The organism is Mesorhizobium sp. WSM4813, from assembly GCF_055811555.1.
On record NZ_JBVVQU010000030.1, the window covers coordinates 21,971 to 34,760 of the forward strand.

At 59.8% G+C, this 12,790-nt stretch carries 12 protein-coding genes and 1 pseudogene; 7 read left to right on the forward strand and 6 right to left on the reverse strand.

Going from position 1 to position 12,790, the window contains the following annotated elements; all coding sequences use genetic code 11:
- Positions 1–8: 8 nt before the first annotated feature.
- From AC0L25_RS18505 to AC0L25_RS18525, 5 genes and pseudogenes are all read left to right on the forward strand, one after another.
- A complete protein-coding gene (locus AC0L25_RS18505; protein ID WP_473596832.1) occupies positions 9–1,013 on the forward strand; it encodes a cytochrome d ubiquinol oxidase subunit II in 1,005 nt (334 codons plus the stop codon).
- Between the two features lie 200 nt (positions 1,014–1,213).
- A pseudogene (locus AC0L25_RS18510) lies at positions 1,214–1,983 on the forward strand (transporter substrate-binding domain-containing protein).
- Positions 1,984–2,023: 40 nt separating this feature from the next.
- The gene (locus AC0L25_RS18515; protein WP_473596833.1) at positions 2,024–2,695 is read left to right on the forward strand and encodes an amino acid ABC transporter permease; all 672 of its coding nucleotides are present in this window, start codon (positions 2,024–2,026) and stop codon (positions 2,693–2,695) included.
- A gap of 10 nt (positions 2,696–2,705) precedes the next feature.
- Positions 2,706–3,365, forward strand: coding sequence for an amino acid ABC transporter permease (locus tag AC0L25_RS18520; RefSeq protein WP_473596834.1), 660 nt, complete (start codon positions 2,706–2,708; stop codon positions 3,363–3,365).
- Positions 3,343–4,065 (forward strand): amino acid ABC transporter ATP-binding protein, encoded by a 723-nt coding sequence (locus tag AC0L25_RS18525; RefSeq protein WP_473596835.1) that lies wholly within the window; start codon positions 3,343–3,345, stop codon positions 4,063–4,065. Before AC0L25_RS18520 ends, AC0L25_RS18525 begins: the two co-directional genes overlap by 23 nt.
- Before the next feature lie 310 nt (positions 4,066–4,375).
- On the opposite strand, the gene msrA is transcribed toward AC0L25_RS18525, so the two are convergent.
- From msrA to AC0L25_RS18540, 3 genes are all read right to left on the reverse strand, one after another.
- Positions 4,376–5,116, reverse strand: coding sequence for a peptide-methionine (S)-S-oxide reductase MsrA (gene msrA, locus AC0L25_RS18530; RefSeq protein ID WP_473596836.1), 741 nt, complete (start codon positions 5,114–5,116; stop codon positions 4,376–4,378).
- Positions 5,117–5,422: 306 nt separating this feature from the next.
- Positions 5,423–5,584 (reverse strand): hypothetical protein, encoded by a 162-nt coding sequence (locus AC0L25_RS18535; RefSeq protein WP_473596837.1) that lies wholly within the window; start codon positions 5,582–5,584, stop codon positions 5,423–5,425.
- Between the two features lie 234 nt (positions 5,585–5,818).
- On the reverse strand, positions 5,819–6,868 hold the full coding sequence (locus AC0L25_RS18540; RefSeq protein WP_473596880.1) for a TadE/TadG family type IV pilus assembly protein: 1,050 nt from the start codon (positions 6,866–6,868) through the stop codon (positions 5,819–5,821).
- A 161-nt stretch (positions 6,869–7,029) separates the two neighbouring features.
- On the opposite strand from AC0L25_RS18540, the gene lepA reads away from it, so the two are divergent.
- Positions 7,030–8,835 (forward strand): translation elongation factor 4, encoded by a 1,806-nt coding sequence (lepA, locus tag AC0L25_RS18545; RefSeq protein ID WP_473596838.1) that lies wholly within the window; start codon positions 7,030–7,032, stop codon positions 8,833–8,835.
- A gap of 8 nt (positions 8,836–8,843) precedes the next feature.
- On the opposite strand, the gene AC0L25_RS18550 is transcribed toward lepA, so the two are convergent.
- From AC0L25_RS18550 to AC0L25_RS18560, 3 genes are all read right to left on the reverse strand, one after another.
- Entirely contained in the window at positions 8,844–9,536 is a 693-nt protein-coding gene (locus AC0L25_RS18550) for a hypothetical protein (protein ID WP_473596839.1), read from the reverse strand.
- A 316-nt stretch (positions 9,537–9,852) separates the two neighbouring features.
- On the reverse strand, positions 9,853–11,367 hold the full coding sequence (locus AC0L25_RS18555) for an ATP-binding protein (protein ID WP_473596840.1): 1,515 nt from the start codon (positions 11,365–11,367) through the stop codon (positions 9,853–9,855).
- A gap of 42 nt (positions 11,368–11,409) precedes the next feature.
- A complete protein-coding gene (locus tag AC0L25_RS18560) occupies positions 11,410–12,039 on the reverse strand; it encodes a T4SS efffector SepA family protein (protein WP_473596841.1) in 630 nt (209 codons plus the stop codon).
- Positions 12,040–12,131: 92 nt separating this feature from the next.
- Here AC0L25_RS18560 and AC0L25_RS18565 point away from each other — a divergent pair, with 92 nt between their 5' ends.
- A complete protein-coding gene (locus AC0L25_RS18565) occupies positions 12,132–12,758 on the forward strand; it encodes a CDGSH iron-sulfur domain-containing protein (protein ID WP_473596842.1) in 627 nt (208 codons plus the stop codon).
- The last annotated feature ends 32 nt before the right edge of the window (positions 12,759–12,790 follow it).

Here is a 12,790-nt window from a genome sequence, read left to right on the forward strand (position 1 = left end):
GCATGCTGATGACCCTCGACTGGCCGACATTGCTCCCCCTCATCTTCGCCGGCCTGATGGGCCTTGCCATCCTGATCTACGTCATCCTCGACGGCTTCGATCTCGGCATCGGCATCTTGTTCGCGGCGGCTGAGGACGCCGAGCGGGACACGATGATCGCGGCAATAGGCCCGTTCTGGGACGCCAACGAGACGTGGCTGGTGCTAGCCGTCGGCCTGTTGCTGGTCGCCTTCCCGCTGGCGCACGGCACCATCCTCACCGCGCTCTACATTCCGGTCTTCCTGCTCCTTGTCGGCCTGATCCTGCGCGGCGTTGCCTTCGATTTCCGTGCCAAGGTGCCGGCCGGCCGGAAGCATCGCTGGAACCGCATCTTCTTCCTGGGCTCGGTCATCGCCTCCCTGGCGCAGGGCTACATGCTGGGGATCTATGTGCTCGGCCTGGATGTCGGCCTCGGCGGCATGGCCTTCGGCGCGCTGGTGGCGCTCTGCCTTGCCGCCGCCTATGCGGCGATGGGCGCGGCCTGGGTCATCTACAAGACGGAAGGCGAATTGCAGAAGAAGGCGGTGCTCTGGCTGCGCCGGGCGCTGGTGCTGACCGCGCTCGGCATGGTCGCCGTTTCGCTGGCCACGCCGCTCGCCAGTCCGCGCATCTTCGACAAATGGTTCGTCTGGCCCGCCATGCTCTATCTGTCGCCGCTGCCGATCCTGTCGGCGGTGCTGTTCGCGTGGCTGTGGCGGCAGACCTTCCATTTGCCTAAGGCGGACGACCGCCATGCGCTGACGCCGTTCTTGACACTGGCCGCCATCTTCACGCTGGGCTTTGCCGGGCTCGCCTGGTCGTTCTATCCCTTCGTCGTGCCAGACAGGCTGACCATCTGGCAGGCGGCGTCCGCGCCCGAGAGCCTCGCCATCATCCTGGCCGGCACGGTGGTCGTGCTGCCGATCATCATTTTCTATTCGTTTTATGCCTACCGCGTCTTCGGCGGCAAGGCGACGGATCTGACCTACGAGTGACAGGCAACCGCCGCACTGCACAATATTTAGGCAGCCTGCCAGTCGGGCGGCATTGGATCGTGAAGCAGGTCTTCCGGATCCTATTGGGAAAGCGCGGTTCTCGCTGATTTCGATGGTTTGGCATGTCTGTTGCTTTGCCCTGACGACAAATCGTTTTCGTTCAGTCAAAGGGAAAAATAATGAACCGTCGCAATGTGTGCATGCTGGCCCTCGCCGCCGTGGCTGGAATGGCCATGGCTCCGTTCCCGCAGGCGCGGGCTGATGCTTTGAGCGACATCGGCGCACGGGGCACCATCCGCATTGCCGTGCCACAGGATTTTCCGCCCTTCGGCAGTGTCGGCGCCGACATGACGCCGCAAGGCTACGACATCGATATCGCCAATCTGATTGGCGAAAAACTCGGCGCCAAGGTCGAGATCGTCCCGGTCACCAGCGCCAACCGCATTCCCTATCTTCAGACCAACAAGGTCGATCTGGTCATCTCCAGCCTCGGCAAGAATCCCGATCGCGAGAAGGTCATCGACTTCTCGGAAGCCTACGCCCCTTCTACAACGGCGTGTTCGCTCCGGCGGACGTCGCGGTCGCGAAGGCGGAAGATCTCGCCGGCAAGACCGTTGGCGTCACCCGCGGCGCGATCGAAGACCTCGAACTGACCAAAGTCGTGCCGGCGAGCGTCGAGATCAAGCGCTACGAGGACAATAACGGCACTATTTCCGCTTTCCTTTCGGGCCAGGTCGAGGTGATCGCCACCGGGAATGTCGTCGCCGCCGCCATCCTTGAAAAGAACCCGCCCAAGCGGCCGGAGCTCAAGTTCCTGATCAAGAACTCGCCTTGCTACATCGGCATGAACAAGGAGGAGCCGGCGTTGATGGCCAAGGTCAACGGCATCATTGCCGCCGCCAGGTCCGATGGCGCCCTCAACGCGATTTCGCAAAAATGGCTGAAGGTGGACCTGCCGGCTGACCTGTGATCGCCGCCCGCCGCGCGTGGTTTAGGCCAGGCAGCAAGCCATGACCTATCAGTTCGACTTCGGCTGGCTGATCGGTTCTCTGCCGGTGCTGCTCAAGGGCATCCGGATTACCGTGCAGCTCATCCTGATCGGCGCGGTGTTCGGCGTGGCATTGGGCATTGCTTGCGCCTGGGTGCGGGCGCTGGGGCCGAAATGGCTAAAACCCGTCGTCGCGACCTATGTCGAGCTGATCCGCAACACGCCCTTCCTCATCCAGCTGTTCTTCATCTTCTTCGGGCTGCCGTCGCTTGGCATCAGGATGTCGGAACTGAGCGCGGCCAACCTCGCCATGATCGTCAATCTCGGCGCCTACAGCTGCGAGATCATCCGCGCCGGCATCCAGGCCACGCCACGCGGCCAGTTCGAAGCCGGCGCCAGCCTCGCCATGACCCCGTTCCAGAGCTTCTGGTATGTGGTTCTGGTTCCAGCGCTGCAGCGCATCTGGCTTGCGCTGTCGTCGCAGATCGTGATCGTCATGCTGGGTTCGGCCGTCGTTTCGCAGATTGCCGCCGAGGACCTGACCTTCGCCGCCAACTTTATCCAGTCGCGCAATTTCAGGGCCTTCGAAACCTACATCGTCTCCACCTTGATCTACCTGGCCCTCGCGATCCTGCTGCGCCAGCTGCTGGCCGGCCTGGGCTGGATGCTGTTTCCAAGGAAGGCGTCGCGATGAGACAGGCGCCATGACCGAGTTCAGCTTCTGGGACATCCTGCGCAATCTGCTTCTGGCTGCCCGCTGGACGGTTGTCCTTTCGCTGGTCTCCTTCATCGGCGGCGGCATCGTTGGCGCGGCCCTGCTTTTCCTGCGCATCGGCGGCCGGCATTGGCTGCGGCTTCTGTCACGCGGCTATATCCAGCTGTTCCAGGGCACGCCGCTCCTGATGCAGCTCTTTCTCGCTTTCTTCGGCCTTGGCCTGTTCGGCATCGACGTTCCCGCGTGGCTTGCCGCTTGTGTCGCGCTCATCCTATGGACCGCCGCCTTCCTCGCCGAGATCTGGCGCGGCTGCGTCGAGAGCATCGCCAAGGGTCAATGGGAGGCATCCGCCAGCCTCGGCATGGGTTATCTCCAGCAGATGCGCTACGTCATACTGCCGCAGGCGCTGAAAGTGGCGGTGCCGCCGACCGTCGGCTTCTCGGTGCAGGTGGTGAAAGGCACCGCGCTCACCTCCATCATCGGCTTTGTCGAATTGTCGAAGGCCGGTTCGATCGTCACCAACGCGACGTTCCAGCCGTTCACCGTCTATGGCCTGGTCGCGCTCATCTATTTTTCTTTGTGCTGGCCGCTGTCGAAATCCAGCCAGCTCCTGGAAAGGAAGCTCAATGTCGCTCATCGCAATCACTGAGGTGAAGAAGCGCTTCGGCGACAATGAGGTGCTGAAGGGGATTTCCATCGACATCGCGCCGGGCGAGGTCGTCGCCATCATCGGCAAGAGCGGTTCCGGCAAGTCGACGCTGCTGCGCTGCATCAACGGGCTGGAGACCATCGATGAAGGCTCGATCGTCGTCGCCGGCGCCCAGTTCCTGCCCGACGAGGTTCACCTCAAGGCGCTGCGCCTGAAGGTCGGCATGATTTTTCAGCAATTCAACCTGTTTCCGCACTTCACGGCCGGCGGCAATGTCATGCTGTCGCAGATGGTGGTGAAGAAGACGCCGAGAAAGGACGCCGAAGCGGTCGCGCGAAAAATGCTCGAACGCGTCGGTCTCGTCCACAAGTTCGACGCATTGCCGGATGAATTGTCCGGCGGCCAGCAGCAGCGCGTGGCCATCGCCCGGGCGCTCGCCATGCAGCCCATCGCGCTGCTGTGCGACGAGATCACCTCGGCGCTCGATCCCGAACTCGTCGCCGAGGTGCTGGCGGTCGTGAGGGAATTGGCCGCGGAAGGCATGACGCTGGTGATGGTCACCCACGAGATGCGCTTCGCCCGCGACGTCTGCTCGCGTGTCGTCTTCATGCATCAGGGCCGCGTCCACGAGATCGGCGCCCCCGAGGACGTCTTCGCCAACCCGAGGACGCCGGAGCTCAGGCAGTTTCTGGGCGTGTAATAATCCATGTCGCCCAAAAGTGCGCAGCGGTTTTGGGACAACGACGTGGCATAAAGACAAGAACCGCTGCACAGCAACGCCGGCGATCCTTCACGCCCCCCTCTGGCCTGCCGGCCATCTCCCCCACAAGGGGGGAGATTGGATGTCACCTCGGCCTTCGCCAATCTCCAACGTGAGGAAAGGCGGGATGGCAAAAGCTGCCAATCTCCCCCCTTGTGGGGGAGATGTCCGGCAGGACAGAGGGGGGCGCTGTCCCGCCAACGTTTGATGGCTACGGGCGGGCGTCGCCGCCCGCCTGGCCAGTAAAAGATCAGCTCTTGTTGGCGGCCAGCACCAGCACCGGCTTGTCGCTGTAAAGATTGGGGAATAGCGTCTTCAAATTCTCGACCTTGGGCAGGTCGTTGTAGACGATGTAGGGATAGGTCGGGTTCAGCGTCAAAAAATCCTGGTGATAGTCTTCGGCCGGATAGAACGTCTTTCCGGTCTCCAGCGTGGTCACGATTGGCTCTGGAAACACCTTGGCCTTGTCGAGCTGGGCGATGTAGCTCTCGGCGATCTTCTTCTGGGCGTCGTTTTCGGCAAAGATCGTCGAACGGTACTGGGAGCCGCGGTCCGGACCCTGGTAGTTCAGCTGTGTCGGGTTGTGCGCGACCGAGAAATACACCTGCAGCAACTGGCCGTATGTAATCTTGGAAGGCTCATAGGTGATCTCGACGGCTTCGGCGTGCCCGGTCCGGCCGGTGCCGACCGTCTCGTAGTCGGCGGTGTCCTCGGTCCCACCGGCATAGCCGGAGACGGCGCTGGTCACGCCCTTGACGTGCTGGAACACGCCTTGCACGCCCCAGAAGCAGCCGCCGGCGAAGACCGCCTTGGCGGTGCCGGCGGCGGGTTTCTCGTCCATCGCGGGTGGCGGGATCACCACCGCCGCCTCGGCCGAGATTGCCGGCGTCTGCCACAAGACGGCGCCGGCCGCTGCGAGCATCAGCGCCGCAAGCGCGCCCCTGGCGAAGTTCATCGACCACCTCGAAACGGGTTTTCGAATACCGGTCATGTCTGATCTCCCATGATGGTGTTTTGACTATAGAACATTTGGGTTCGCCGGCGTTTCACATTGCCGTGCGTAGGCGCCGGCCGCATCGGCATCGTCGCCGAAAACAGCGCCGCCGCGGCCGCATGCGTCGCGTTCCTGCTGCGTTTGGCTTTTGATCCAGTCATCGGCTGTCCTCCGCTGCGACGGGCGTGGAGCGCCGGTCATGTCCACACTTCGCCGCCGCGGTGCGGTTCGTTACAGCCATCACCGCTTCGTGATCGTTCACCTAGTCACGTTGGCCTGCAGCAAAATGGTGGCTGGCTGCGCTCAGCCCTGGCGCCGCGTTTCCATGTAATGCCATAGGCCGGCCGCGGCGGCACCGACCGCAATGCAAACGGCAATCCAGATCCCGGTGTTGCCGCCCAAATTGCCGACCGCGGCGCCTAGCACTACCCCACCGAGAATGCCCCAAACCAGTTTGCTCGCCATTGGTTTGTCCCTTCGTGAATTCGGAAGGATGCGAGCCTTGCATAGCTGTGTGGTCATTTATCGACAGCGGACCGAGATCAGAAAATGGCCGGCTATGCACCGCCGATCAGCAAGCGATCTCGCACCGCAGTCTTACCGCTGTCGGATCAACCAGCACAAATAGCAACGCCGCCCTTCGGCGGCGCTGGGATGCATTCCTGGCCCTTGCCGAGGCGCCCGCCGCAGCTGGCCAGCCTATTGTGTAAGCACTGTTTGCGAAGGCCGCTGATTGAAGTCGCACTTGCCGGTCACGGTGTAGAAAAAGTCGGCGTTGGACACCGGGGCCGGTACAGTCGTTCCGCCATCCTCCCAGGCCTGCTTGCTGGGTTGGCCGCACGGCACGGCGGTGAAGATGTCCACCAGTTTGCCGTTCGCGACTTCAACGCCATCGATGTACAACCGGTTCGATGTGTTCGCGTCGTTCGACTTGAGCTTGGGTGTTTGGGCCGATGGCACATCCATCTGCAGATACAGCACATCCATCAGGCTGACGTCGATCACCGCGCCGGCGCCGTTCGCGGGGGTCATGGTGTTGGTGCAGGTGGTCAGGTATTTCTTGTTGCCGCTCGTCTGTGTAATCGCGCCGGTAGGCAGGCCGTTAAAATTCTGCACCGTCTTGGTCGTGCATTTCTGTTCCTGGACCTTCGTGCTCGTCGCTCCGTTGACCGTGTACACGGTGGACGTGCCGTAGCCTTTCGGATCACCAAAGTTGTTGTAGACATAGGTGATCTTCATCAACGGATTGATCGCCGTCTCGGTGAATTTCGTGCCGTAGAGCGTCATTGTCTTGTTCCAATGGCCCGACACCTTGTCGACCTTGAACGTGGTCTGCACCAGCGCCGGCCGCTTGCGCACTGCCGACGCGACGCCGATCTGCACCGTGTCGACATGGGCGATCTGCATGAAGTTCGTAGGCATGGCAAACTTGGCCGAAGCATCGATGCTGGCGGTGCCGTCGGCGGCGACGACGAAGCTATCGAGCTTGGCGGTGCCTTGCCCGCTATTGGCGGTAAACGACTCCTGCAGTTTCACCTGACGGTCCGCCAGTGACGTGCTGGTTGGCAGTGTCGTGATCGACAGCGTCGCGGCATCGAGCGCATTCTGCATCGATGCCCTGGTCGCAACGGCCGAGTTGTAGTCGATTGAAAAGCCCAACGCGGCCGTCATCGGGATCAGCAAAATGGCGAGTATCGGCGCTAAGGAGCCGCTCTCGGAATTGAGAAAATGACGTCCAGATTGTGGCATTGCTTGGCCCCCCAAACGGTGACAGGTCGTGGCCTGTCACGCAGGGCGCGAACTATGCTCTAATCTGATGGATCAAAGTTTAACGGCTTTGCGCCCGCAGGCTTATGCGCCGCGCCCGCCGCCGCTTGCCCGGACAAGCTGCCCCTGCTAAAGCGCGCGACATGACCACGCCGATCAAGAACATCCGCAATTTCTCCATCGTCGCCCATATCGACCATGGCAAATCCACGCTTGCCGACCGGCTGATCCAGTCCACCGGCGGGCTGGAGCTGCGCGACATGAAGGAGCAGGTGCTGGACTCGATGGACATCGAGCGCGAGCGCGGCATCACCATCAAGGCGCAGACCGTTCGGTTGAAATACCGCGCCAGGAATGGCGAGGATTATATCCTCAACCTGATCGACACGCCCGGCCATGTCGATTTCGCCTATGAAGTCTCACGCTCGCTGGCCGCCTGCGAGGGCTCGCTGCTGGTCGTCGACGCCTCTCAAGGCGTCGAGGCGCAGACGCTGGCCAATGTCTACCAGGCCATCGACAACAACCATGAGATCGTCGTGGTGCTGAACAAGGTCGACCTTCCGGCGGCCGAGCCCGAGCGCATCCGCGAGCAGGTCGAGGAGGTGATCGGCATCGACGCCTCCAACGCCGTGCTGATCTCGGCCAAGACCGGGCTCGGCATTCCCGACGTGCTGGAGGCGATCGTCAATGATCTGCCGCCGCCGCGCGAGGGCGACATCGCGGCGCCGCTGAAGGCGATGCTGGTCGACAGCTGGTACGACGCCTATCTCGGCGTCATCGTGCTGGTTCGCATCATCGACGGCGTGCTGAAGAAGGGCCAGACCATCCGTATGATGGGCACCGGCGCCAAGTACCTGGTCGAGCGCACCGGCGTCTTCACGCCTGCCCGCATCAATGTCGACGAGCTCGGGCCCGGCGAGTTCGGCTTCTTCACCGGCTCGATCAAGGAAGTCGCCGATACCCGCGTCGGCGACACCATCACCGAGGACAAGCGCCAGACGGCAAAAGCTCTGCCCGGCTTCAAGCCGGCGCAGCCGGTGGTGTTCTGTGGCCTGTTCCCGGTCGACGCCGCCGATTTCGAGGATTTGCGCGCCGCGGTCGGCAAGCTGCGCCTCAACGACGCTTCTTTCTCCTTTGAAATGGAAACAAGTGCTGCGCTCGGCTTCGGCTATCGCTGCGGCTTTCTTGGCTTGCTGCACCTCGAAATCATCCAGGAACGGCTGGAGCGCGAGTTCAACCTCGACCTCATCGCCACCGCACCTAGCGTCGTCTACCGGCTGCTGTTGAACGACGGCACGATGAAGGAACTGCACAACCCGGCCGACATGCCCGACGTGGTCAAAATCCAGGCGATCGAGGAGCCGTGGATCCGCGCCACGATCCTAACGCCGGACGAGTATCTCGGCGGCATCCTGAAACTCTGCCAGGACCGGCGCGGCATTCAGGCCGACCTGTCCTATGTCGGCAAGCGCGCTATGCTGACCTACGATCTGCCGCTCAATGAAGTCGTGTTCGACTTCTATGATCGCCTAAAGTCGATCTCCAAGGGCTACGCCTCCTTCGACTATCACCTGACCGACTACAAGGAAGGCGACCTGGTGAAGATGTCGATCCTGGTCAACGAGGAGCCGGTCGACGCGCTGTCGATGCTGGTCCACCGTACGGCGGCGGAAAAGCGCGGCCGCCAGATGTGCGAGAAGCTGAAGGAGCTGATCCCGCACCACCTGTTCAAGATCCCGATCCAGGCCGCGATCGGCGGCAAGGTCATCGCCCGCGAGACCATTTCGGCGCTGCGCAAGGACGTCACCGCCAAATGCTACGGCGGTGACGTCTCGCGCAAGCGCAAGCTGCTCGACAAGCAGAAAGAGGGCAAGAAGCGGATGCGGCAGTTCGGCAAGGTGGATATCCCGCAGGAGGCGTTTATCCAGGCGCTGAAGATGGGGGATTGAGTCAAAAGCTATGCTGTCGGAGACTTTTCCTCCAAGCCACTCAGTCTGGCTTTTTTGAACCGAGCTTCCATCTCACGACGATAGCTTGTTTGGTTTTCTGGCCAATCCAATTCAGTCCATTCGAGGTGTTCCACGACACCCGGTGACACAGAGAAAAATATTCCGCGTCTGATTAGATTCGCGACGATATATACATGAGGCTCGGTATCCTCGTTGTAATCGACCGCGTGTAGGCCCCAACACTGCTGGATGAAAGGGTCGATCACTTCATAGATAAACCGGACCGATTCCTCAGCTGCATCCAAGCGTTCTGGGATCGAAAAATGCTGAATGCTATTTCGAAAACGGCCGAATGCTTGGTGCCGCTGAAGCTCAGGCAGCCTGATGCCAGTTGTAGCCCACAGCCGGTCTGGCAGGTCAACGAATTGATAAGTCCGGCCGCTTTCGACAAGTTTCTGCAAGGAAAGGGGGGCTTGATCCGAAGACGCCTTAGGCAGATGCTCAAATATGAGGAGGGGGTGCTCTTGCGCGATTCGAGCTTTTATTAGAATTTCGCAGGCGTGGGCCGCCTGTAGAACGGATAGTTCGTTCCAATAGCGGTTATCCATGCTGTAGTAGTTGGCGTGCCAATTCGCGTGAGCGAGTGCTCCAAGCCCTAGGCCCAGCATGTGCTCTGGAACGCCGTGAAGATCTTTCGCCAAGTCGGAGCTGCTTTATTCCACTGCGAGGAGCGGCTGAGTGTCGGCCTTGGTGGTGCGAAGGGCTTGGCGCCCATTCGTCGCCGAGCGTTTTGCATCGCGTCCATGTAGTCGTCAGCTGCGAGACTTAGGCTTTCGGGAGAGTGTGCTTTAACCATATCATCAGCGGTCCACTCTCGGTTGAGTTGCTTGGCGAGGGCAAAAATGACTGCACGTCCGACACGCGACACGATGGTTCGCTCAGCCAGTTCAGTTGCCATCTGGCGCATGAACTCCAAGTCAGGTGATGCGGCATACTCCACTTGAAGCTGTTCCCTCATCAACTCGATCGATGGATATTCATATTCACGAAGAGCTGCCCGGCGCCGGAGTCCCTATAAAGTTTGGCGGCTTTTCCCTTTCGGCCCTTTTCTTCTATCTGACCGTCATCGTGGAGAAGAACTATCTCCGGTGCCTTGTCCGCGTTCAAAGACGATGTTGCCCGTTTCGCACCACTGGGCACGGCTAGGAGACCTTCAAGTGCATATCGCTTTCCACCCGCTCCGCTCTCACCCGTCTTGTTGGGTTCCGAGAAGGAATTAGAGCCAAAGACCTGTCCTGGTTCGACATCAATCGTGCCAAACTGGTCCAGCCGCTGAGCGGGTCTTTTTACCCGCAGACTGTTTAGCAGTTGTTGTAACTCATCTCGAATTTCGTCCGTGCCACCGGAATCGACAGGCGCGAATGAATTGATCACATCAAGCAACCACTGGGGCCGATTGTCTCGAACAACATCGCCGAAATCACGGACGTCAACTTGGCGCTGCTCCCCGTCGCGATATCGCAGAAACTGACGGTACGCCTCTGGGCGAACGGGAGCGTCCTCGGGAAGCTCAATATGAACTGATATATGTTTAGCTCCAAATGGAATGCCAAAAAGTGGCGCGTCTAGGGTCCATTGTCGACTGCGTTTCAAATCGTATAGCTCATTCTTGTATACGATAGCACATGTGCTGACATCCGAGGTGATCGCACCGCTAACTGATCGATTGTGGCTAGTGCCTGCCATCGGAGGATCATAGAAATAGTGAACTGTTATTCCTGACGGCGCGGGTACGCTTTCTGCTTGCCCCATGGGAAATGCCCGATCAGGTATGGTGCGAAAGCTCCTTGTGCCGTCGAGTTTATGCGTGTTCGGGAGGAAACGCACAGATAGCCCTACAGGCAAACGATAGAAACGATAGTACAAGTAATCCGCGAGCCACTGCCCCGTGGTGATCGGATTTCCGTCGTATGGATCCCTAACAGTGTTCTGATCTGCGCTGTTGCCAAATAGAACGACCTCGGTCCAATCAAAACTAAGGTCGGCTCCATCTGCTGCAACTACGTCCGTGACGTCAAAAATCTCTTCGAGTTGCCCTTCACTGTTTGCTCGCCGCAACCGGCCATAAATACCACCGCGCTCGCCAAGGATTACCTCGCTAACGATACCTTTTGCGTTCGAACGGTAACGCAGTCCATAGCGGTTCGAGGGCAAGGACGCGACCTTGGCACCCATACCAAAATTCTCATCCAGACCCTTGCTCTTCCCGATAGAAGCGGCGATGTCGCAAATGCGATGCAACTCATCGCTCGACATCCCAGGGCCAGTATTCCAGATGCTTAGTTTCTGGGTTTCACCGATATCCAAAGCTCGGATTTCGATTGCCTGCGATCCAGGCGGAGCCTGAATTGCGGCTTCAACCGCGTTCATAAAAAGCTCTCGAATCATCATGGTTTTGGGGCAACGTTCGATAGTAGTTGCGACAAGGAATGGTTCATCAGCTATGCGAAGGGCAGCAACATCGGTGGACATGCATTTCCTCTATGGTAGTCTGATCTAACGTTATCTGGAAATCTATTTTGTAACAGACAGCTTACCAGTTTGCCCTGGAAACACCGCCTTCGGATTGTTTTGCCAAACAAAAGAAACGTCGACAGAGATGTTTACTTGTTTCGCAATATGGTAGGCGGCCTTCCAAGCGACATTTGCGTCTTGCCCTTGAATAGAAACCCCGGCCTCCTTCAGATACTTATACCCGCTACCTTCTTTCACGCCAATGACGTGATTTACAACAATAAGCTCACTAATCTGCTTTGGAGAGAGCCCATTTTTCGCAGCAACCCTAACGCAAGCTAAAAAAACGGAATTCCAATAGGTTTCCTTAGGAGGGAGTTTCTTCCCCGCAACAATAACGGAGCGCACTGTCGTGAAGGAAAGGTTTGGCGGTGCAGAGGGATCAAAGCCTCCCAACGTGGCGGGCTTAAACGCTCCCTCCGTACTTCCATCTAGTGCATCAAGCGCTCGATTGATCACAGTCTCTATCGTGTCGACCAATGGTACAGCATGCGCTTGAAGGCGGGCAAAGGTTTCTTGGCTTATTTGAACAACCTGCATGTGGCGCCTCATACCGGGCGGGATTTCCGCTACAGCACCTTCGGAAAGATATTTCCGGCGCTCGGGCCATTCAGCCCCTTCCACCCGCATGCAAGCTCTCGCAAGGAGAAGAGGCGTGCCTTCCTGGCTTGACGCCGTCCGGGCCATCGCAATAGCGTGAGGCATCGGCAAGGAGCGCACCCATGGCAGGCACGGTCGAAGGCGAAAAGATCGATGTCGGCTTTTCAGGAAAACGCTGCATCCATGCGCGCAATTGCGTGCTGGGCGATCCGCATGTCTTCGTGCCCAATGCGCCCGGCCAGTGGATCCACCCCGAGGCGGCCAGCGTCGAGAAGATCGTGGCGATCGCCGAAATCTGCCCGTCCGGCGCCATCACCTATGTCAGGAAGGATGGCGGGCCGCAGGAACAGCCGCCGGTGGTCAACACCGTGCGCATCCGGGAAAACGGCCCGCTGGCGCTGCATGCCGAGATCGTGCTTGGCGACGAGACGTCTTTTCGCGCCACGCTCTGCCGCTGCGGTGCGTCGGAGAACAAACCGTTCTGCGACGGCAGTCATAGCAAGTCAGGTTTCGCCGCCACCGGCGAGCCGGCGCTGAAGGACACGCCGGCGCTGGACGCGCGCAATGGGCCGCTGACGGTGACGCCGACCACCAACGGCCCGCTCAAGCTTGAAGGCAATGTCGAGATCGTCACCGGCACCGGCCACACGGTCGACCGCACGCAGCGCACCTTCCTCTGCCGCTGCGGCCATTCCGCCAACAAGCCATTCTGCGATGGCAGCCACAAACGCGTGGGGTTTGTGGGGTAGCTGGCGCAGCGGCCAAGCGGGCCAATCTCCCC